Consider the following 20,722-nt stretch of genomic DNA (forward strand, 5'->3'; position numbering starts at 1 on the left):
GTCCGTGCCACGTATCGAGATCCCACAGGGCCGCTCGGGCACTGAAGTCGAAATGTGGCGCGAGCGTATCCTCGATGTGGCGGAAGAGCATTTTCGCCGCATCGGTTACCAGAAGACATCTGTCGCAGATATCGCATCATGCCTCGGGATGAGCAGTGCCAACATCTACCGGTTCTTCCCGTCGAGGGCAGCGATCAACAAGTCGATCTGCGGCCGGTTCATCGCGAAAGCTACTCGGTTGGCGGATGCAGTCGCCCGGCAAGAGGCGCCGGCTCACGAGAAGCTCGAAAGTCTTTTCAAGCTGCTCCATGAGGAGAGAAGAAAGAACTTCGTTGAAGAGAAGCCGGTCCATGACTTGATCGTCGCTGCAACGGCGGAGAGCTGGCCAGTTATTAGCGCCCATAGCGCTCATCTTGTGGCGATCATCGGAAATATTATCGAAGAAGGGGCAGACGCCGGCAGTTTTAGTGTCATCGATGCAGCCATAGCTTCTCGAAGTGCGATGAATGCATTCGTGCCTTTTTACCACCCGGTCCTCGTCGAGGAACGGGTTCGAAACGCCGGGAATGCTGAAGAGGGCCTTGGTGAACAGATCTCGTTTATCCTGCAAGCACTTGGTGGGAATGACGAAAGTCGTTGCTCGCGCGACCAACAAAGGCGACCTACATGCCCAGCATCGCACGAGGTAATACGTCGCTCAGGCGATGTGCCTGGTGGCACTGCACACCTCGTTAGTAAAGCTTAAAAATCTCAAAAGGAGGGTCGGCTGTGCCGCTGATCAAAGAAGCGATCGCCAATGGCGAACGCTTCTAGGCCCATGCCTTCGAATACACCTGCGGCACTACGGCACACGATTGGCGCATGACACATGGGCATGTAAAAACAGCCGCCGACTGGTGAGACCGACGGCTACATGCCGTATGGAAGGCGCCCGCAGTCCAGGAGCGCTTCGTGCTCAAGGCTGTCCAGCGGCCTCGACCAGAAATTCACTCATCTTTGCTGCCACGTCTTGCTCGCTGACGTTCTGACCAGCCGCTTGAAGATCCGATATAGCTTTCGAGAGAACTCCAGCGTCTCCACCCCCTTTAAAGCGGGCATCAGTGATTTCAGCGCCGTAGCCCGCAACATCATCCCGACCAATGAGGCCTGCAATCCATTGCGCCAAAAGCCTGTCCATGCGAGATTTGAGCTTGATGGACCTCTCGGCGTCTTGGAAGTATTGATCCTCCATCGCCTTTTTGCGGTCTCCTAAGTCGGCCATCGTTTTTTCTCCCTGATTTGTGTCATCTCCGCCTACAGAGTATTTTAGCACATTAAACGCCACACCATCTGATTTAACTTGATTTTTGGCGTTCACGACGAAGTCATCATCTCTTTGGATATCGTGTGTCACGGAATTCTATCCGCACCTGCCGCAAGCCCGAGCCTCACGAAGCATCGCTTTTCGTAATCATGAACGAGTTGGCAAGCGCCGGTATAAATTTCACGGAAAGAAGCGATCTTAGATCAACAGTCGCAATAACGCGCCCTCATCCTTCACCCCATGCTGGTACGAATGGATAACTCGCTGAGCCAGATCTTCGCGCTCGATGTCTGTTGTGATTTGTCGCACCGAGCTAATGTGGTCAAATACTCTCTGGCAGAGGGCAACTTCTTCGTCGCTCAACACGGTTTGCGTGTCGGCTATCTGGGATCGGATCATGACCGCCCTCGCTTCCTTCGGAACGATAGTGGATGGAACATCTCCTTTTTGAGCGCTTGAAGGGAGACACAAGGTCGTGAAGCCTCATCCCTATGTTCCGGATAGGTCTTTGTTCCCATCTGACAACTAGTGTTCGTTTGGGCCGCTCCACACATATGCGGAAGCCGGCTTTCTCCGTGCATTCCAGATCACTTCGTAGCCTATCTTCTCCAGCGAGAGTAATGCGCCAAGCCTTTCTTCATCCGGCAGACTCCGTAGAGAAACGTTAAGTGCGTCAAGTCCACCTAAATTGTAGAGGCTGACGAATACATTGAGTTCCATTGTTCATCTCCTCTTGGACAGTATAACATGCGAATGAAATATTTGAATTAGATCTGAACAAAATTTTTAAATATCTATTTATGTCTCTCAAAGGTTCAGATTATATTGGTTGGATGTGGTTTTGATTTGACGCGGGCAGGGCCTTGCATCTTTGCCGCAGGAATTGACCTTCGCTCTGTCCTATACCGCACATTGAAATCTCCGGAAGTTGGCATAAAATCAGTGCGTTGTGGTTACGTGTCACGTCAGCATCTGGGAGGATTGCGATGTTTCAAGGTATGCACGGCTCAAAGTCGGCTCTGGGTCCAGAAGACCTCACAATGATCAAAGACATCTATGACGAATGGTGCGCCGCTCGCTGCTGCTCCAAGGATAGCCCAAGTGCAATCAAAGCAGCTCAAGAGTTGATCTCCATGTTCGAGCATGGGGTACGGTCGAAAGACGATCTCCGCACTATGGTCGGCACAATAGGTGCCCATTTGCTCAAACACTGAAGGAAGCCGATGGCGATCGGCTGCTGGCGAGCACTTGCGCGCATGGCCTGGGCTGTCGTTCACGTGCGTCGATGCAGGTAACGCGACGGTTTGTAAAATTGGCTCAGACACAGGAACCAACTTCCACTGCAGTCCGTTTTCTCCTCATCAACAACTGGAGAAATCGACCATGGATTGGAATCGTATCGAAGGAAACTGGAAGCAGGCGAAGGGCAAGGTCAAGGAGCAGTGGGGCAAGCTCACTGACGATGATCTCGACCAGATCGCCGGCAAGCGCGACCAGTTGGAAGGCAAGATCCAGGAGCGGTATGGCATCGAAAAGGACCGTGTTAAACGCGACATCGATGACTGGACCGGCCGCCAGACTTGGTAATGCCAGACTTGGTAATGACCGAACAAAAACCCGGTGAAAGCCGGGTTTTTGCTGCCGAAGGAGTTAAGGCGGTTGATGACTGTCGGATGTCATGAATATCCGCCAAAAGCCAGGAGAAGGGCGCCGATCGCGATAACGGCGAGCGCCGGCCAGTTTTTGGACACACCGAGGAACCTGAGGCCTTGGCGTCGTGGTTCCAGCGTGGTGCCGCCTTGCGGCGTTCGATGCGGATCACTCGGTCTTCGACCAAGCGCAGAGGTAAAGAGAAAGAGAAGTCCGCCGATGATGAGAGCGGCTCCGGTCAGGATTGCCCACATGATGGCCTCCGCTAGCGATGAGGATGTGGGTTAAACCAAATCCGGACCTGATCGTTCCGTGCGCGGCTACTCACCTGAACAACCGCCGCGTCGGAACCAAAAGCGCTCGCATTGAATTTGACCGCTGAGCAATCCTGGAGATCCTGACACCGAAGACGGCCATCCGCGGAATGATATTGTACGTGCTCGCTCTTCTCGTCCTCGGGGTGCTGGCAGGCGCCGCCTACACGATCTATGGCCATCCCGCCGATCCGTCCGAGCGACCGGCAGCCGAGACGATTCCGCAAAAAGCTCCGGCTTCGCAGTAAGATACCCTTTCCAAGTCATTGATTGATCGCCGTTCGAGAACAGACGATGACCGGGAAAGATGCCTGTCAAAATCCGGCGCCCACCCGGTCAGGTCGTGCTGAAACGCCTTGGGTTCCACGGCACAAGATCAGCAAATGGCAAGGAATATGGCTTTAGAGAGCAAGCCCGACATCCTGTCGCAAGTCCTTCCAACCAGTATGGAACTCTTATTATAGGGAGAAAACCTGCGACAGAGAAAATCGGCATCTGCGCAGGACGGATTACTAGTGGGCCAGCTCTGTCTGGAATCCTGAAAGAGTGCGTCGGAACAGGGGAGATTGCGGATGAGGGAACATGCAGTCGTGATATCAGGGGCAGGGCCGACGGGACTGATGCTGGCAGGCGAGCTGGCCTTGGCAGGCGTCGACGTGGCGATCGTCGAACGCCGCCCCAACCAGGAGCTTGCCGGTACGCGTGCAGGTGGTCTGAGCGCACGCACGCTCGAGGTTCTCGATCAGCGCGGCATCGTCGACCGGTTCCTCGCGGCAGGGCAGATAGCTCAGGTCACGGGCTTTGCGGTCACGCGTCTGGATATCAGCGATTTTCCGACCCGGCACAATTACGGGCTGGCGCTGCGGCAGAAGCATATCGAGCGCATCCTGGCCGGCTGGGTCGGCGAGCTGGCGGTGCCGATCTATCGCAGCCTCGAGGTAACGGGTTTCGCCCAGGATGACAGCGGCGTTACCATCGAACTCTCCGATGGGGCCTCGCTCAGGGCATGCTATCTCGTCGGCTGCGATGGCGGCCGCAGTCTGGTTCGCAAGGCTGCCGGCATTGCGTTTGAAGGATGGGATCCGACGACCGGCAACATTCTCGCCGAGGTGGAGATGGCAGAGGAGCCGCCATTGGGCATTCATCGCACGGTCCTTGGCATCTATGCCTTCGGCAGGGAGGAGTACGAAATCGTCGACGGCAAGATCGTCTTTGCCAAGGAAGGTCCGATCGGCGTGATGGTGCCGGAGAAGAATGCCGGCGCCACGACCGAACCGACGCTCAGCGATCTCAGGGAAGCGCTCATCGCCGCATTCGGAACGGATTACGGACTCCATCGCGTCAACTGGATTTCACGGTTCACCGACATGTCCAGGCAGGCGACGGCCTACCGCAAGGACCGAGTATTCCTCGCCGGCGATGCCGCCCATGTGCATTCTCCGGTCGGCGGGCAAGGCCTGAATACCGGCGTGCAGGATGCCGTCAATCTCGGTTGGAAGCTGGCCCAGGTGGTGAAAGGCACATCGCCTGACGCCTTGCTCGACACCTATCACGCCGAGCGGCATCCGGTTGCTGCCCGCGTGTTGCGCATGACGATGGCGCAGGTGGCACTGCAGCGGACCGACGATCGCACGGAAGCCTTGCGTGACGTGGTAACGGAGCTGCTTGGCATGGAGGAGCCGCGCAAACGCATCGCTGCCGAAATGTCCGGATTGGCGATCCATTACGATTTCGGCGACGGGCATCCGCTGCTCGGCCGCCGCATGCCTGACCTTGATCTCACCACGCCGGATGGCCCTCTGCGTCTCTTTACGCTGCTCCAGGATGCGCGACCCGTATTGTTGAACCTCGACGTGCCCGGCAGCTTCGACATCGCGCCGTGGTCGGACCGCATCAAGTTGGTCGACGCCGGATATGACGGCGCATGGGAGCTGCCGGCGCTGGGCCTAGTTTCCGCGCCAGCGGCAGTGTTGATCCGGCCCGACGGATATGTGGCGTGGGTGGGTGACAGGACGCAGGATGGTCTGCAGGAGGCGATGAATAGCTGGTTCGGTCGACTCGGCTAAAGGCCGAAAAGCGCTAAGCGGCGAGCGAGATCGAGCCGCAATCCGATATCATAGCGGGGTCCGGCATGGGTTTGCCGCGGCGTTCCCACGTCCGACGGCTGATGCCGAAAGCCTCCCAGGGGTGCGCTTGGCTGAAAGAATTGGCGAGATAATCGGATCTGGAAAGCGCGCCGGCGGCACGGCGCTGCTCCTCTTTTCGGCTCCGGTCCCGCTGCCGCCGCTTTTCCTTTTGAAGTTTTGCTCGTTTCTGTTTCGGCACATCGAAGGCGCCGATGGTGCGGATATCGAGGGCGCTCCGTTCTGCGTAGCTGAGGTGCAAAGCATGGCCGAGCGCGTCGGCGGACAAATCAGAAAAGCGCACTTTTGTCCGCTCGTAGATCACGTCCTCTATGTCGGCTTTCCCAGCCCAGGGCAGCCATCGCGCCGCCCAGCCGAGCACCACTTCGACAAACTCTTCCTTGAACTCGACAAGGGCGAGGCCGGCGATCACCTCGACGTAAATCAATGCGTCATCGGCTTCGGGCACGATGTCTCCGTGACGGTGCCTGATCAATTTTTCGATCTCGCGCATCCGGCCGCGGAAATGGTTCCATCTGCTGGCCCGCATGCGGCGCTGGACGGCCTTGTAACCGAGCAGGCAGTCGCCGATCTTGATGGCCGTAACATTCCGCGCCAAGCCCTCCCGCCGATCGGCTTTTGCAATCCGCTTTTCCGATTGAGCCGCTTCATCTGCGCCAATAAGACGAGCCATCGAATTCCCTTACCATCTGCCTTGGACGGCGAAACGGCTGATTGTAAAGGAAGGGCCGTGGGGTGATCATCCACTTTTTGCAATCCGGCGAACATCGTCGCGCGGGAAAGCTTCAATCCTGGGGCAACGCCCCGTAATAGGCCGCGAGCGCCCGAATATCGTCGTCGGTCAAGCCTGCAGCAGCCCTGGTCATCACACCCGCATAGGGGCCGCCGCCACGAGTTCCGCTGCGGAAAAGACCCAGCTGGTTTTCAAGATAGGGTATCGGCTGGCCGGCAAGGCGTGGATAGGCCTCGTTGACACCGGCAGCATCGTGGCAGGCGGCGCAGGCTGCGATGCCACGCGTCCGGTCACCGCGTTCCGCAAGGAGCTTTCCGCGCGAGAGCATTTCCGAAGGTCGGCCCGTTTCGGTGGCTACGCTCTGACTGGCGAAATAGCTGGCCAGCTTTTTCCGGTCTTCGCTCGATGTCTGCGAGAGCGCAACCTTCATGACGCCGCTTGGACGTTTGCCGGTCGCGTAAGCCTCGAGACTGTCGCGAAGGTAGGTCTCCGACTGGTCTGTGAGACGCGGAATGAGGCTGGTTTCATCGGGGCCTGCCGGCGAATGGCAGCCTTCGCAGCTTTTCACGATCGCATCGAAGTCCCGGCTTGCCGTCGCGGAAAAGCCGGCGAGCCGCTGATAGGCGGCTTGGTCGAGGCTTGGATATTCCCGCAGGAAGGCGACCATGGCCCAGACCTCGTCATCCCGCTCCATCGACGGCCAGGCGGGCATGCCGGTGTAGCGCACGCCATGTTTGACGATCTCGAAGAGCTCGGCATCATTCCATGTCGCGTTGACATGCTGCAGGTCGGGCGGAGGGGGAAGCATGTTTTCGACGGTGGCGGGTCGCGGCATCGCCGGCGAACCATGGCAGCCCGCACATCCGGTTTCGTAGTGACCTGCGGCAAGCGGCAGCATCGCCGCCGTAAACCGTGGCGCATGCCCGCCGAGCGCTGCCGTGCGGACGGATGCACGCATCACCCAATGCAGGAACCAGTCCGTAACGCGCCAATGCCCTGTGCTTGCACGGATGTCGATGATGCCGGCCCAGGCGACGAACAGGCCAGCTGCAGCAAGTACTGCGGCGCCGGCAGATATCCGTCTCAACCTTATCCGCATTGGTTGCCCCTTGAAGACGTGGGCTTGAGGACGTCGGCAAGCAGGATGATGGCGCCGATCATGTAGGCGGCTGCGCCGACCAGGAGCATGACGACACCGCCGAGTTGCTGATCGGTGTCACGGCTAAGGGCGAAGCCGAGACAGGTGACATCTCCGATCCCATAAAGCGGGCGGGGCGCAAGTGTCAGCAGGACACCGAGCAGCGTCATGTGGATCGAGGTGAAGAGCAGGCCGATAATGCCCGCCAACCTCTGGGCGCCTTCATCATGCCGCCGGAAACACGCGGTCCACAACAGAATGCCGGCAAGAAGGAAGCTTGCCTGTTCGAGAAACATCGCATCAAGCCGCGTTTCCGCCAGCCGACGGAGCGCCGGCATATGCCAGAGCCAGACGACGAGGAGCTCGGCGACCGAGGCGAGTAGCGGCCCGAACCAGGGGAGATGGACGGCGGGATCGAGCCACCTGCCGCTGACCGCTATCGCCAGCAGCGGAGCTGCAATGGCGACGGTCGTCATGTGGACGATCATATGCGCCGTCAGCGACCCGCCATTCCAACTCGTCGCAAGAAGCGCCAGCGCAAGACAAAGGGCAAAGATGCCGGCGACAAGAGCAAGGTTCTTCATCTTGCGCAGGCCTCGATAAAAAGCAGCGGGACCGATACGAAGATGACCGCAACGAAACTCAGGCCTGACAGCAGCAGTGTTGCAAAGCCCTGGAACAGCAACCGGTCTTGCCTCGTCGGTTCGTCATGGGGCGGATCGCCGCTGCCGAAGCCCCATTGCCGCCAGGCGAGCCAGGCGGCGCCGAGAATGGCAAGCAGCGCGAAAACCGTCACAATGGACAAGGCAAAGCGGAGCATGCCGAAAGAGAAAGCAATTTCCGATGCTTTCGCGCAATAGACGGCGGCCGCGACATAGCAGACAAGAAAGTGCAGAGCCCAGACGGCCGGCCCGGTAAACAGGGTCCAGAGCGTTTCCACCTCTTTTGGAATCAGGCGCATCTCGTCACCTCAACTCTGGAAACAGGCCCAGCACTCCGAAGGAGGCGAGGGCTGTGATGACCAGGAAGTGCCAATAGAGCACGACATTGTGCAGATCGGCGTCATATTCCGCCGTCAGACGACCCGCAAAACTACTCGCCAGACAATAGAACTGCATGATCACGGCAACGAGGCCATGAATGATCGTCCAGAGCACGATGACCCAGACGATCGCCGGATAGACATGCGCCGTCGGCTTCATGTCGTACAGATAGGGACCCGCCAGACCGGCGGCGCAGGCGGCAAGTGTGAGGATCGTGGAGGCGAGGAGGCACAGGCGGGCGGATACCATCCTGCCCTTCGAATTGATATATCGCGCAAACAGCATGGCCAGCCAGGCAAGGGCAAATAGCGCGGCCGCCACCAGCGGCCAGAGCCTACCCGGACCCGGCAATCCTGCCGTAAAGTCGGGATGGATCGTCCAGTAGAAAAAATAACCGAACATCAAGCTGGCATAGGCTGTGCCGTCTCCGGCCATGGTGATGAAGACCGCCCACCAGCCGACTGAAGCCGGGCCGGAGGCGTAAAGGGGAACCTGCTTGCCAAGGCCGATATCCCTGAGGTTTTGGCTTGGTATTTCGCCGGTTCCGGTCCAGAGCCAGATCAGGACGGCGGCAAGTGTCACGGCGGCGCATAGCGCCGTCAAGATCCACCAATGGAAGGTCAATGCGATGAACACGCCGCCAAGTGCCAAAGCGGAGATTATGGTCAGAAGCGACGTGCCGCCGACCCGCAGGCATTGCAACGGTTCGGCGTCCAGAACCGACGTCACGAGCGTTTCGCGCCGGCCGTCGGCCGCGTCCGGCAGATAGAACCGGCCCGCCTTGATGCCGTCGATCAGCTCCGGCTGGTCCCAGAGCGGATACCGGCTTTTGATGATCGGAATGGACCGCACGCCCCAATTTTCTTCCGGCTCGCTGATCCACTCGAGCGTTCCGGCATTCCAGGGGTTCATTTCGCCTTTCGGTTCGCGATGTCTAGGACGCAGAATATCGATGACGATGATGGTGACGCCTGCGGCAAAGATGAAAGCGCCGATGGTGGAGACGAGGTTCAGGAGGTTCCAGCCGACATCAGCCGGGTAGGTGAAGACCCGCCGCGGCATGCCCCGCAGGCCGGTCAGGTGCATGGGGAAGAAGGCGGTGTTGAAACCGACGAACATGAGCCAGAAGGCGATCTTGCCCCATCGAGCCGAAAGTTTTTGTGCGTTCACCAGCGGATAATAATAGTAGATTCCGGCAACCACCGGAAACAGCATGCCGCCGATCATCACGTAATGGAGATGGGCGACGACGAAATAGGTGTCATGCGCCTGCCAGTCGAAGGGCGCGAGCGCCACCATGACGCCGGTCAGCCCGCCAATGATGAAGATCGCCAGTCCCCCGGCGCCAAAGAGCATGGGAAGGGAAAAGATCACCCGGCCGGCCAGCATGGTGGCGATGAAGACAAAGATCTGCACCCCTGTCGGGATCGCTACGGCCTCGGATGCCGCCGAAAAGAAGGCCAGTGAAATCTGCGGCAGGCCAGTGGTGAACATATGGTGGACCCAGAGCCCGAAGCTCAGGAACCCCGTGCCGACAGCGGCCAGCACGATCCAGGAATAGCCGACGATCGGACGCTGCGCGAAGGTCGGAACGATCATCGCCATGAGCGCGATGGCGGGCAGGAAGATGATGTAGACCTCGGGGTGGCCGAAAATCCAGAACAGATGCTGCCAGAGCAGCGGATCGCCGCCACGGGCTGCATCGAAGAAAGGCCAGTCGAACATCCGCTCCATCTCGAACAGGATGTCGCCGGCAATCAGCGGCGGAAAGGCGAAGAGGATCATGCCCGCCACGATCAGCAGATACCAGGCAAAGAGCGGCATCATGTTGATCCGCATGCCCGGCGCCCGGCATTTCATGATGCCGACGATGAGCTCGACGGCTGCGGCGATGGAAGCCACTTCGATGAAGGAAAGGCCGAGCAGCCAGATATCCGCGCCGATGCCGGAATATTGTTTGTCGGTGGCAAGCGGCGGATACATGAACCAGCCCGCATTGGGCGCCGCCCCGAAAAATATCGACCCGCAGACGAACACGCCGCCGAGCGCAAAACTCCAGAAGCCGAAAGCCGAAAGCCGCGGAAACGGCAGTTCCCGCGCGCCGAGCATGGAGGGCAAGAGGAAGATTGCGACGGCCTCGAAGATCGGAACGGCAAACAGGAACATCATCACGGTGCCGTGCAGCGTGAAGGCCTGGTTGAAGAGATCGGCGGAGAGAAAATCGTTGTCGGGGACTGCCAGTTGCAGGCGCATGAGCAGCGCAAGGATGCCGGCAAACAGCATAAAGATGAAGGCGGCCGATCCATACCACAGGCCGATCTGAGTGTTGTTGACGGAGGTCCAGTAACGCCAGCCTTTTGGATTGGCCCATACACGCCGAAGTTCCGCTTCCTGGGCGGCGGATGTTTCGGTTGAGACCGAAGCAAGGGGTTCCGTCATTCGAGCCCCCCGAGATAGCGGGCAATTTCTTCGATATCATCTTCAGGAAGCATGTTGAAAGCGGGCATCTTCGCGCCCGGTTTCACCGATGAGGGTGAGCGAATAAAGCGGGCGATGTTCTCCGGCGTGTTGGCAAGCGCACCTGCGCCGATCGAGAGGCGGGCGCCGATCAAGGTGAGATCCGGGGCGGTCTGGCCGGCGATCTGCAGTCCACGGAGCGAATGGCAGGCCACACAGCCATGACGCTGCAGGAGTTGTCCGCCTTCATCCGCAGCGCTTGCCTGGCCATCGATCAGGCGGCTGCGCCAGGCGTTGTAATCGTCCTCCTCCATGACGACGACCGAGAAAGCCATATAGGCATGCGAGGCACCGCAAAATTCGGCGCAGGGGGCACGATAGCTGCCGGTGCGCGTTGGCGTCAGCGTGAGATAATTGGTCCGGCCCGGAATCATGTCCATCTTGCCGCCAAGCGCCGGAATCCAGAAGGAATGAATAACGTCGGTTGCTTTGAGAGAAAAAGTCGCCGGTCGGCCGACGGGCAGGCGAATTTCGTTGGCGGTCTCGAAAGCAGGCTGGTCGCCGACGGCCGGGTAGCGAATACGCCACCAGAACTGCTCCCCCGTCACCTCGATCGCCCCGTCCTTTTCTGCAAGCGGGTTCCAAGGGCGTATCGCCGGCATCAGCCAGACTGCGTAGCCCAGCAAAAGCAGAAGGACGACAGTCGGAAAAGCAACGCCACCCCAGGCAATGAGCGCGCTAGCCTTTTCCGCCGGCCATGCTTCCCGTCGATGGCGGGCAGCGTGAAGGAACAGGAAGGTTACGCCGCCCCAAATTGCAATGCCGCCAATAACCATGACGACGAGCAGCCGATAGACCGCCTCCGATTCCTCGCCGGCGGGACTAAGCGCGGACTGCTGACCGCTGCAACCCGCAAGAACGAGTGCACTGGAAGGAATAAGACATCGCAGGATTGTCGGTCTCCCTTTCCTCCAATGCTCAAGCTCTCCGATATGGAACGCGTATGTCCGGTGGCAAGTGGCTGATGTTTGTCGGGCGGCAACTGGGCGGTATCGCAATACTGTGAATACGTCACAATCGGCGACCAGTAATTCCTTCCGTGAAAAAGCCAGTTCGGCCTTCTCGAAACCTGTCAGGGGGCGTCGGCGGGTCAATCGCGCTTCGTGAAGTCTTTTCAATCAGACGCGCACTCCGGCTTCCCTCGTCCATATGCTCGCCGGGAGAAGAAGACGCGGTTGAACCGCCGCATGCCATCAGCACGTCTGCAATCAGCGGAAGCCGAAGAAACTCAAAATCGCGAGCACGATAACGACAGCGCCGACAATCCAGATCAAATTGTTCATGGGAAACCGTTCTCCTGTTGAAGGTCGGGCCATTGTGACCCGATCATCTAACGGTGAGGCAGGGCTTGGAGTTCCCAATCACTTGCATCGCCGTATCATGCCGCCTCCGGCGAAATTTCCGCCTCTATGCCTTTCAATAGCTGCACGAGCGAGCATTGCCGGGTCTGAATCCGCCCGCGCATGCCGGGTTTATCGATGTATCCCGCTGATATTGAAAATCCTGGTGATCCTGCCTTGCAGGCGACGTGCAGGAAGACGTGAACACGGACACACCGATCAGCACTGCCGCTACCAATGGAAAAAATCGGTTCATCTGAACGTCTCCTCACAAGCTTGTCATGGTCGCAATCTACCATGCCAACGCGAGCCTATACGAAAACTTCTGGCCCGCTAGATCACGCTCACCTGAGCCGAAACATTCGCGCGATTGATCAATCAATCTATAATCGTGATGCGTCGCGGCCTCAGCCGATGATTAAATTCACGTAAGTCTAAGCTGATCGGGCTATTCCCTCGCTATGGAAGTAGTTTCGCCACGTTAATAGTCAAGCGGGCGCGATTTCGACTTGAACAGATTGCGGTTTTTGAGTAAAATTACACCATAAAAAAGTAATATAAATGGGAGGATACTATGTCGTCAACTCGGTTTGATCCGATTCTGCTTCATCGTCAACATTTCATCGATGAGGTCACGTGCCTCGATGAAATCTTCGATGTTCTGGACGGGTGGCCGGAGGACAAACGGGGTTTGGCATATGAAACGCTGTTGAAGGCGTGCAGAGATACGGCCAACGGGCGTTTCCCGCTGAGCGCTGCGCGCGAGAATTTCCGGCGCTTTCTGAAGATGTCGGGCGTGCTTGCCAAGGTCGAGGGTGGTCCCAGGTTCGACGGGCTGATGAATCATCAAATTGGTAATGCTTAATCAGATATGGCTGTGGGGGGCCGCCTGCATGGCAGGCGAGGGCGCGCCGTGACATCAGTTGCGGCGCGTTCTGGTTTCGATATCTGCTGATCGGATGATCGCCTATTTCTTGGCCACAAAACGCCGCGGCAAGCCCTGCCAAGAGGCAGCCGCTATTTGGATGTCGGATCCAGCAGATATTAGTTTACGCCCGCACTCGCCCAGTCGCATCGAAAGACCAGCATAGGCTTCGAAAATCCCTTGAACCGTCGGCGCGTCGCGTGAGCGAAGAGATCGGCGGCGCCATATTCCCGAAAGATATTCTCCGAGACGAGGATCTGGTCGCTGGAGGCTGCCGCGCAGAGACGCGCGGCAAGTTGCACGGTCGAGCCGAAGAGGTCGTTGCTGTCCTCGACCGGCTCGCCGCAATCCACTCCGATGCGGATATGGATAGGCTCGGTGTTTCCGCCGTTGTAACGCTCGAATTCCCGCTGGATCGCCATGGCGCATGCGACCGCTGCCGTTGTCGCGGCGAAGGCCGCCATGATGCCGTCGCCGGTGTGTTTCACTTCTCGGCCTGAATTCTGGCTGAGGCATCTGCGCACGATAGCGTCATGGGCTCTGACCATTTCGGTCGCAATGCGGTCGCCGAGGCGCGATGTCATTGCCGTCGATCCGACGATGTCGGTAAAGCGGATTGCCCGGTGACCGGGATCGACGTCGCTGGACGACTGGCCAGGCGCCGGCTCAGGATCGTGAATTCGGCCAAGAAAAGCTTCGACCGCCGACAAGGCGACCTCGACGATCTCGCCGGCGACGAAGCCATGGGCCTCGCGATGCACACATTGCGCGGTTTCCGCATCCGGCGCATCCACGAGGCAAAAGGCGGTGCCGCGCCGCTGATCGAACCAGTAGGTCAGGAACTTGACGCCGTATTTGTCCTGAATGTCGAGATCCAATCGATGCGCCCGGGCAACGTCGGCGGCTGTGGTTCCTTCAAGAAAGTGCCGGTCCATGAAAATAGGCATCGCGCTCCTCCCAGATCCGCGTGCAGATAGATTTGGATTGTACGACCCGGATGAAACTCCGTCCACCTCTGGTACAATCCATTAATGATTAGAGAGCGTCCGGCGTCGGGCAAAGCATATGAGTTGCTGTAATTCTTATAGAGTATAAAAGGAAAGACTGAGACGTAATCAGCAGGCGCGGGACTGGGAGCCCGATATTTACCATAATCGCTCGCTTAAAGACTGATCGGAGGGCCCCAGTTCAAGCTCCGTGTTCTCAAACCGGGCCGGCTGCAGGGATCTGGAGTGGACGAAGGGGAGCGTCTACACTGCGAGCATCGCTGACCAAGATCAAATCCCGTGAAGCCGCACTTCGGCTGGTGACACGGCCTACCAACGGCATGCAAATTGCATCGTACCCATAAGCTCCACCGAAATTGGGAAAAGCTGTAGCAAAGTGAAACAGACGGCACATTTTCGACCGGTTGGCTTGGCCTCAATGGGGCTCGGGCATTATGCCGTTATTAACTCTGTGTGGGACGCCGCGCGCACGCTCCTGCGCGATTGGCCGGTAGACGACGGCGAAGAATATTTCGAGGCCGTCAAGTCGTGCCTGGATGCGATTATCGGCGATCTCCCACCGGAACACGTGCGGGCGGCCTTCATCAGGGCGGCACAGGAGGCGGGCATTGCCGTCATAGAAGCGGCGGACTGAATACTCTCCGCGCTTCCCCCCATCCTCAAAGCCATATCGTCCGACGCTTGACTTTTCCTGCCGAAGTTCTAACTTAGAACAAAACAGGAACATTGGAGATGATCATGACGCATACGGAACAGGTGATCGCCAACGCCCTCGCGCTTGTCGAAGCGTCCCGCGCAGCCCGCGAGCGGGATCAACAGCGGCGCGCCGCCTGGCAGAGAAAGGTCGAACTCAGCCGGCCGCTGCCACCATTGCCGCGCCCCGTTCAATTGCCGTTGGCGCTGAACTGATGCAGCCGGCAAAAGCCTTGGAACCCCATCGGGCACGCCCCGAACAAACTGGACCTGGTCAAACCTGGCCGGATCAAGCCTGGCCCGATCAAGCTTGGGAAGTCGAAGCCGTGCTTGCCTGGCATGACGACAACGCCAAGGCGGCGATACGCTCGCTGCTCGATGACTGCAAACATCTCCGCCAGCAACTGGCACTGGCGGAAAGAGTGATGAGCCGCGGGATGGCCCGCGGATGGGCGCCGCGATACGAGCGCGATGCCCGCTAAAGATCGGTGCTGCATCCTCTGATGCTCCTCATGCGGAAGTTTGCGGAGGATATCAGTGGCGATATCGGCAATGGCGCGGGTGAGACGCAGGGCGAGGGCGGACCGCAGGCGGATGAACCTCTGAATCACTCCGGAATGTGGCAGGCAATTCACCGCAGCCATTGCGCCGGCGGGTTTGCAGTGATCTGTAGTTTCCTGCAATCGCAACGTTTTCCGGTGATTCCCAATGTTCGATATTCTGTGGCGCGGCCTGTTGATCGGCGCCGGCGCAACCATCCTGATGGACCTCTGGGCAATCGTGCTCACCCAGTTCGGCCAGGCGGCCCCAAACTGGGCACCTGTGGGACGCTGGTTCTGGCACCTTCGCCGCGGCAAGGTCTTTCACGAGAGCATTGCCGACGCCGAGCCCTATGCCCATGAGTTGGCGCTCGGCTGGATCAGCCACTACGCCGTCGGCATCCTCTATGGGGTGATCTTCGCCATCATCATGGGCTCGGCCTGGCTGGCGGCCCCGACATTTTTTCCCGCCTGGATCTTCGGCATCGTCACCGTCGGGGCAGGGTGGTTCCTGTTGCAGCCGGGCCTCGGCATCGGCTGGGCCGCCGCCAAACACCCGACCCCGAACAAGGTCCGGTGCTTCAACCTTCTCGCCCACACCGCTTTTGCGCTGGGGCTCTATGGCACCGCACTGATCATTCGCTGAGACCAGCCAGAACCCCTCCCCAACCCCTCCCCACAAGGGGGAGGGGCTAAGATGCCGCGCCGCTTGCGATAACCTCCATCGTAATAATCCGTAGAACGGTTACAGCGAGCAAGCGCTCGCCTTTCGTCGCTGGCCCCGGTTGGGGAGGGGCCTTTCTTGGATCCGCACGAACCAGACAGCCTCGCCTTACCGCGCCGCCCAGTTGGCGCCGCGGCGGAAGATGGTCTTCATCTGGGGAACGTCGAATTCCTTGGCCTGATGGCCGAGCGAGGAATAGAAGACCCGGCCCTTGCCGTATTTCCGCTTCCAGACGACGGGCATGACGACGCCGTCGATCCAGTAGGCGTGTTCGCCGGTGAACTTGGTCGTCGCCAGAACCTCGTTCGACGGGTCGACATGCATGTAATATTGCTCTGACGTATAAGGGAAATCGGCAATACCCTCCATGAGCGGATCGTCGGGACGGGTGATGTTGACGGTATAGTCGATGATGTTGCCGGGGTGAGCCACCCACTGGCCGCCGATGATGAACTGGTAGTCGACGGAGTCGCGGAAGGCATCGCCCGCGCCGCCGTGATAGCCGGCGATACCGACGCCGCTTTCGATTGCGGCAGCGAGGTTCTTGACCTCTTCCTTCTCGATCTTCGACATCGTCATGATCGGCACGACAAGGCTGAGATCATGGACGGAAGGGTCGGCAAGCGCCTCGGTGCCGTGCTCGAGATAGACCTTGAAGCCGTCTTCCTCGAGCATGGTCTTGATGATTTCGGCGCACTCCTGCGGCTCATGCCCGCTCCAGCCGCCCCAGACGATCAGTGCTTCACGCATAGTCTTTCCTCCTGAAACTTATTTCGCCAGTCGTCCGTCGACGATGGAATCGGACAAGGGGGCAGGGCGCTCCGTTGCCGTGGTGATCGCGACCGTCCGGCCGGTCGCGGCAGCGGTGTGGAACGCCTCCATGACTTCGAGCACATGCAGCGCCAGATCGCCATTGGCGCGGTGCGGCCGGTTGGAACGGATCGCATGCGCCATGTCGGCGACGCCGAGCGAGCGGAAGTTGCCCTCGGCATAAGGTGCTGTGACCGGCTGGTCCTCGAACGAACCGCCCTTCTTCAGATATTCCACCGGGCCGCCAAACTTGTTGGGATCGGGAACAACAAGCGTGCCCTCGGTGCCGTAGACTTCGAGCGGCACATGTTTGTGGCCGGCAACGTCGAAGCTCATGGCGATCTGGACGACGGCGCCGTTGGCAAAGGCCATCATGCCGGTAACATGGGTCGGCACATGCACGGGAATCCGCTCGCCATTGCGCGGCTCGCTGGTGATCAGCCGTTCCGGCCGCGGCGTCGTTGCAAAGCCCGCAACTTGAGAAACCGGCCCGAGAAGATTGACGAGATCGGTGATGTAGTAGGGACCCATATCGAGCATCGGCCCGCCGCCGACTTCGTAATAGAAGGCCGGGTTCGGATGCCAGCGCTCATGGCCCGCGCACATGAAGGTCGCCGAGCCGCCGACCGGCTGGCCGATGACGCCCTGGTCGATCAAGCCACGCGCCGTCTGGTGGCCGCCGCCGAGGAAGGTATCGGGGGCAGCGCCGATGCGGAGGTTCCTCGCCTTGGCGGCTTCCGCCAATTTTTTCCCTTCCGCGAAATTAATCCCGAGCGGCTTTTCCGAATAGGTGTGCTTACCGGCATCAAGCGCCTGCAGCGCCACGGCGACATGGGCCTTCGGGATCGTCAGATTGACGATGATCTCAACCTTGGGGTCGGCAAAAAGCTCCTCGACCGTCTTGACGGGAACATTGAATTCCGCAGCCTTCGCTTCCGCCAGCTCCCGGTTGAGATCGGCGACGCCGCGAATGTCGAGAATGGGAAAGGATGCCATCGCCGTGAGATAGGCGCCCGAAATATTGCCGCATCCGATGATGCCGATACCGACCTTGTCCATGAATTCCTCCACTGATCTTGCCATTGATTTTGATTGTGCCGCCCGTCAGAGCGCCGGCCCTGTCGTGCTCCAGGGCGATTCGTAAAGCTCGTAGAGCGCCACCGCAGCGGCACCCTGCGCCCAGAAATCATCGGTCGAATCGTCGAAGACGAGTTCGCTCACGCCGCGCAGCGATGGCGGAATGGCGAGCGCATAAGCATCGCGCAGGCTGTTGAGAAAGGGTTCTCCGAGCGCTAGGCTCGACCCCACAAGAATAACCCGCGGCGGCGCAAACAGCGTGACGATATTGGCAATGGTCAAACCCACCGCTTCGCCGGCGCGGATGGCGGCACTGATCAGCCGGTCGTCATCGGCCTTGATCAGCGCCTGGGCATGGTTCATGCCGCGCCCGAGGCGGATGGCCTCGGCAAAACGCCCGTCGGCCTGCTGTTCGCCGAGGATCGCGCTTTCGCCGGCCTGGCTAAAAAGCCGGACGACGCCGTTCGGGCCCATGCCGAGCACCAGGTCGCCGAGATTGTGGCTGAGGCCACCGGCGCCGCGAAACAGGCTGTTGCCGTGCAGGACCCCGAGACCCAGTGTCTGCTCCAGAGAAATCAGCACCATATCTTCGAGATCGCGCGCCTTTCCAAACCAGTGATGGCCAAGCGTGATGGCGTGGGCGTCGCTTTCGACAATGGTCGGCGTTGCCAGCCGCGTCGACATCTCGGCGGCGAAATCGACATTGGTGTCGCGAAAGATCGGGCTGCTTCTGATGTAGCCGGTGCGGTGCTCGATGACGCCGGGAAAGCCGAGGCAGACGCTGTCGACATCTTCAAGCGAAAGCCCGGCATCGACGACGCAGCGCCTGACCCCATCCTCGACCAGATCGGCGATGACGCCGATCGGCTGCCGGTCGATGCGGATTGGCAAGGCGAGCTTCGACAGCACGTCGCCGCGGAAATTGGTGACGACGAAGACCATCCTGTTGGCGGCGATCTTGGCGCCGACCACGCGGGCGGCATCCGGATTGAGCTCCAGCATCACCCGCGGCCGTCCGCGCACGGCCTCATTGCGGATATCGCCTTCGTGACGCGGCAGGATCAGCCCGTCGTCGAGCAATGAGGCGGTGATGGCCGAAACGGTTGTGGTGGAGAGTTCTGTACGCTCGCTGATCTCTATCCGCGAGATCGGGCCATGGCGCCTGATGGTATCGAGCACGTTCAAGCGATTGATCGCGCGCATTAATTCGGGATCTGCGGTCTTCATGGGAACTAGCCAGGCGAGCGTTTCGTTGGGGCGGAACCCAATATTTTTAACGGGTTACGAAATAAATAGCAGGGAATTCAGCGGTCCTGTCAAGCGCATTTGATAAAAATAGAGGCATTGGGTTGACAATATGCCAAAGCTCCGTTGAATTAATCCGCATAGGGGAAAAATTGTGAGGACAGGACCCCTGGGAGGAAAAATCATGACTTTTAGCTTCAAGAGCGCCGCTTTTGGCGGCAGGCGTATCGCATCCATGGCCGCGGCTGCCGGCATGTTGCTGGCCGGAGCAGGTGCGGCTTCGGCGGCGACAGTCGTCAAATGGCTGCATCTCGAGCTCGATCCGAAATATGTCGCGGCCTGGGAAGACATCGTCAAGAAATACGAAGCCCAGCATCCCGACGTCGATATCCAGATGCAGTTTCTCGAAAACGAGGCCTTCAAGGCCAAGCTTCCGACATTGCTGCAATCCGATGACGTACCGGATTTCTTTTTCAGCTGGGGCGGCGGCGTCTTGAAGCAGCAGTCCGAAACCGGCGCCCTCCAGGATGTGACGCCGGCGCTGGATGCCGATGGCGGCAAATTGCGCGGCGCCTATAGCCCGGCGTCGGTCAGCGGCCTGACATTCGAAGGCAAGACCTGGGCTATTCCCTATAAGGTCGGTCTGGTCAGCTTTTTCTACAACAAGGAGCTCTTTGCCAAGGCCGGCGTGAAGGCCGAGGACATCAAGAACTGGGCTGATTTTCTGGGTACCGTGAAGAAGATCAAGGCGGCAGGCATCGTGCCGATCGCCGGCGGCGGCGGTGAGAAATGGCCGATCCACTTCTACTGGAGCTATCTCGTCATGCGCGAAGGCGGACAGAAGGTCTTCGAAGCGGCAAAGACCGGCCAGGGCGAAGGTTTCCTCGATCCCACGATCATCAAGGCCGGCGACGATCTTGCCGAACTCGGCAAGCTCGAACCGTTCCAGCCCGGCTATCTCGGCTCGACCTGGCCGCAGGCGCTCGGCGTTTTCGGTGACGGCAAGGCCGCGATCATCCTCGGCTTTGAAAATTCCGAGGCCAACCAGCGCAAGAATGCCGGCGACGGCAAGGGGCTCGCACCCGAAAATATCGGCCGTTTCGCCTTCCCGGCGGTTGATGGCGGCGCCGGCAAGCCGACCGATACGCTCGGCGGTCTGAACGGCTGGGCCGTTACCAAGAAGGCATCCAAGGAAGCGCTCGATTTCCTCGCCTTCCTGACCAATGCGGACAATGAGCGGGCGATGGCCAAATCAGGTATGCTTCTGCCCGTTGCCGTCGGCGCCGGCGATGGCGTCACCAACCCGCTGCTTGCCGAATCGGCAAAACAGCTGGCCGGTTCGACCTGGCATCAGAATTATTTCGACCAGGATCTCGGTGCGGCGGTCGGGCGTGTCGTCAACGACGTGTCGGTGGAAATCGTCTCCGGGCAGATGAATTCCAAGGACGGCGCCCAGATGATCCAGGACGCTTTCGAACTGGAACAATAACCAGCGCCTGCAGACCTCTCCTGGCGCTCCA

Annotated in this window: 25 protein-coding genes and 1 pseudogene; 12 read left to right on the top strand and 14 right to left on the bottom strand. The window is 59.3% G+C overall.

The window, feature by feature from the left end; all coding sequences use genetic code 11:
• The first annotated feature begins 4 nt into the window (after positions 1-4).
• Positions 5-745, top strand: coding sequence for a TetR/AcrR family transcriptional regulator (locus BA011_RS06665; RefSeq protein ID WP_335727674.1), 741 nt, complete (start codon positions 5-7; stop codon positions 743-745).
• Between the two features lie 210 nt (positions 746-955).
• Here BA011_RS06665 and BA011_RS06670 read toward each other — a convergent pair whose 3' ends face one another.
• From BA011_RS06670 to BA011_RS41210, 3 genes are all read right to left on the bottom strand, one after another.
• The gene (locus tag BA011_RS06670) at positions 956-1,393 is read right to left on the bottom strand and encodes an ATPase inhibitor subunit zeta (RefSeq protein ID WP_237352593.1); all 438 of its coding nucleotides are present in this window, start codon (positions 1,391-1,393) and stop codon (positions 956-958) included.
• Positions 1,394-1,501: 108 nt separating this feature from the next.
• Entirely contained in the window at positions 1,502-1,702 is a 201-nt protein-coding gene (locus tag BA011_RS44985) for a hypothetical protein (protein WP_029873198.1), read from the bottom strand.
• A gap of 126 nt (positions 1,703-1,828) precedes the next feature.
• Positions 1,829-2,023, bottom strand: a complete 195-nt coding sequence (locus BA011_RS41210; RefSeq protein ID WP_151343397.1) for a hypothetical protein — start codon at positions 2,021-2,023, stop codon at positions 1,829-1,831.
• 320 nt (positions 2,024-2,343) lie between these two features.
• Here BA011_RS41210 and BA011_RS06680 point away from each other — a divergent pair, with 320 nt between their 5' ends.
• Complete coding sequence (locus tag BA011_RS06680; RefSeq protein ID WP_231283788.1) at positions 2,344-2,517, top strand: hypothetical protein; 174 nt, start codon at positions 2,344-2,346, stop codon at positions 2,515-2,517.
• Positions 2,518-2,686: 169 nt separating this feature from the next.
• Positions 2,687-2,890 (top strand): CsbD family protein, encoded by a 204-nt coding sequence (locus BA011_RS06685; protein ID WP_017960350.1) that lies wholly within the window; start codon positions 2,687-2,689, stop codon positions 2,888-2,890.
• An 89-nt stretch (positions 2,891-2,979) separates the two neighbouring features.
• Here BA011_RS06685 and BA011_RS06690 read toward each other — a convergent pair whose 3' ends face one another.
• Complete coding sequence (locus BA011_RS06690) at positions 2,980-3,207, bottom strand: hypothetical protein (protein WP_065279851.1); 228 nt, start codon at positions 3,205-3,207, stop codon at positions 2,980-2,982.
• 182 nt (positions 3,208-3,389) lie between these two features.
• Here BA011_RS06690 and BA011_RS46080 point away from each other — a divergent pair, with 182 nt between their 5' ends.
• Both BA011_RS46080 and BA011_RS06695 read left to right on the top strand, forming a co-directional pair.
• Positions 3,390-3,515: a hypothetical protein gene (locus BA011_RS46080; RefSeq protein WP_257785317.1), complete on the top strand. Its 126-nt coding sequence runs from the start codon at positions 3,390-3,392 to the stop codon at positions 3,513-3,515.
• A 324-nt stretch (positions 3,516-3,839) separates the two neighbouring features.
• Complete coding sequence (locus BA011_RS06695) at positions 3,840-5,333, top strand: FAD-dependent monooxygenase (RefSeq protein WP_065279852.1); 1,494 nt, start codon at positions 3,840-3,842, stop codon at positions 5,331-5,333.
• A 13-nt stretch (positions 5,334-5,346) separates the two neighbouring features.
• Here BA011_RS06695 and BA011_RS06700 read toward each other — a convergent pair whose 3' ends face one another.
• The 6 genes from BA011_RS06700 to coxB form a co-directional block, all read right to left on the bottom strand.
• Positions 5,347-6,084 (bottom strand): hypothetical protein, encoded by a 738-nt coding sequence (locus tag BA011_RS06700; RefSeq protein ID WP_065279853.1) that lies wholly within the window; start codon positions 6,082-6,084, stop codon positions 5,347-5,349.
• Positions 6,085-6,196: 112 nt separating this feature from the next.
• The gene (locus tag BA011_RS06705) at positions 6,197-7,243 is read right to left on the bottom strand and encodes a c-type cytochrome (protein ID WP_065279854.1); all 1,047 of its coding nucleotides are present in this window, start codon (positions 7,241-7,243) and stop codon (positions 6,197-6,199) included.
• Entirely contained in the window at positions 7,234-7,866 is a 633-nt protein-coding gene (locus BA011_RS06710) for a cytochrome c oxidase assembly protein (protein WP_065279855.1), read from the bottom strand. Before BA011_RS06710 ends, BA011_RS06705 begins: the two co-directional genes overlap by 10 nt.
• A complete protein-coding gene (locus BA011_RS06715; protein WP_065279856.1) occupies positions 7,863-8,243 on the bottom strand; it encodes a hypothetical protein in 381 nt (126 codons plus the stop codon). Before BA011_RS06715 ends, BA011_RS06710 begins: the two co-directional genes overlap by 4 nt.
• A 4-nt stretch (positions 8,244-8,247) precedes the next feature.
• Positions 8,248-10,764, bottom strand: coding sequence for a cytochrome c oxidase subunit I (ctaD, locus tag BA011_RS06720; protein WP_065279857.1), 2,517 nt, complete (start codon positions 10,762-10,764; stop codon positions 8,248-8,250).
• Positions 10,761-11,630, bottom strand: a complete 870-nt coding sequence (gene coxB / locus BA011_RS06725; RefSeq protein ID WP_420493429.1) for a cytochrome c oxidase subunit II — start codon at positions 11,628-11,630, stop codon at positions 10,761-10,763. The genes ctaD and coxB overlap by 4 nt, the downstream gene beginning before the upstream one ends.
• Before the next feature lie 1,126 nt (positions 11,631-12,756).
• Between coxB and BA011_RS06730 the strand changes: the two genes are divergently transcribed.
• Positions 12,757-13,047 carry a DUF982 domain-containing protein gene (locus tag BA011_RS06730; protein WP_017960359.1) on the top strand — a complete coding sequence of 97 codons (291 nt, stop codon included), beginning with the start codon at positions 12,757-12,759 and terminating at the stop codon, positions 13,045-13,047.
• A 179-nt stretch (positions 13,048-13,226) separates the two neighbouring features.
• Here BA011_RS06730 and BA011_RS06735 read toward each other — a convergent pair whose 3' ends face one another.
• The gene (locus tag BA011_RS06735; protein WP_065279859.1) at positions 13,227-14,054 is read right to left on the bottom strand and encodes a nickel-binding protein; all 828 of its coding nucleotides are present in this window, start codon (positions 14,052-14,054) and stop codon (positions 13,227-13,229) included.
• Positions 14,055-14,490: 436 nt separating this feature from the next.
• Here BA011_RS06735 and BA011_RS06740 point away from each other — a divergent pair, with 436 nt between their 5' ends.
• The 5 genes and pseudogenes from BA011_RS06740 to BA011_RS06750 all read left to right on the top strand — a co-directional run bounded on the left by BA011_RS06740 (position 14,491) and on the right by BA011_RS06750 (position 15,992).
• The gene (locus BA011_RS06740; RefSeq protein ID WP_003539480.1) at positions 14,491-14,748 is read left to right on the top strand and encodes a DUF982 domain-containing protein; all 258 of its coding nucleotides are present in this window, start codon (positions 14,491-14,493) and stop codon (positions 14,746-14,748) included.
• Between the two features lie 104 nt (positions 14,749-14,852).
• Positions 14,853-15,023 carry a hypothetical protein gene (locus tag BA011_RS41220; RefSeq protein ID WP_162039352.1) on the top strand — a complete coding sequence of 57 codons (171 nt, stop codon included), beginning with the start codon at positions 14,853-14,855 and terminating at the stop codon, positions 15,021-15,023.
• Positions 15,023-15,289: a hypothetical protein gene (locus BA011_RS06745; RefSeq protein WP_065279860.1), complete on the top strand. Its 267-nt coding sequence runs from the start codon at positions 15,023-15,025 to the stop codon at positions 15,287-15,289. The genes BA011_RS41220 and BA011_RS06745 overlap by 1 nt, the downstream gene beginning before the upstream one ends.
• Before the next feature lie 18 nt (positions 15,290-15,307).
• Positions 15,308-15,403, top strand: a pseudogene (locus tag BA011_RS44990) (MarR family transcriptional regulator); the annotation flags it as partial.
• A 112-nt stretch (positions 15,404-15,515) separates the two neighbouring features.
• Complete coding sequence (locus tag BA011_RS06750; RefSeq protein ID WP_065279861.1) at positions 15,516-15,992, top strand: DUF2938 domain-containing protein; 477 nt, start codon at positions 15,516-15,518, stop codon at positions 15,990-15,992.
• A gap of 186 nt (positions 15,993-16,178) precedes the next feature.
• On the opposite strand, the gene BA011_RS06755 is transcribed toward BA011_RS06750, so the two are convergent.
• Genes BA011_RS06755 through BA011_RS06765 form a run of 3 tightly spaced genes read right to left on the bottom strand, consistent with a single transcriptional unit; the run spans position 16,179 to position 19,184 of the window.
• Complete coding sequence (locus BA011_RS06755) at positions 16,179-16,820, bottom strand: ThuA domain-containing protein (RefSeq protein WP_027665906.1); 642 nt, start codon at positions 16,818-16,820, stop codon at positions 16,179-16,181.
• An 18-nt stretch (positions 16,821-16,838) separates the two neighbouring features.
• Complete coding sequence (locus BA011_RS06760; protein ID WP_065279862.1) at positions 16,839-17,939, bottom strand: Gfo/Idh/MocA family protein; 1,101 nt, start codon at positions 17,937-17,939, stop codon at positions 16,839-16,841.
• Between the two features lie 45 nt (positions 17,940-17,984).
• The gene (locus BA011_RS06765; RefSeq protein ID WP_003539497.1) at positions 17,985-19,184 is read right to left on the bottom strand and encodes an ROK family transcriptional regulator; all 1,200 of its coding nucleotides are present in this window, start codon (positions 19,182-19,184) and stop codon (positions 17,985-17,987) included.
• 202 nt (positions 19,185-19,386) lie between these two features.
• Between BA011_RS06765 and BA011_RS06770 the strand changes: the two genes are divergently transcribed.
• Positions 19,387-20,691 (top strand): ABC transporter substrate-binding protein, encoded by a 1,305-nt coding sequence (locus tag BA011_RS06770; protein WP_065279863.1) that lies wholly within the window; start codon positions 19,387-19,389, stop codon positions 20,689-20,691.
• Positions 20,692-20,722 lie beyond the last annotated feature (31 nt).

It is taken from the genome of Rhizobium leguminosarum (assembly GCF_001679785.1).
GTDB classification, from domain to species: Bacteria; Pseudomonadota; Alphaproteobacteria; order Rhizobiales; family Rhizobiaceae; genus Rhizobium; species Rhizobium leguminosarum_R.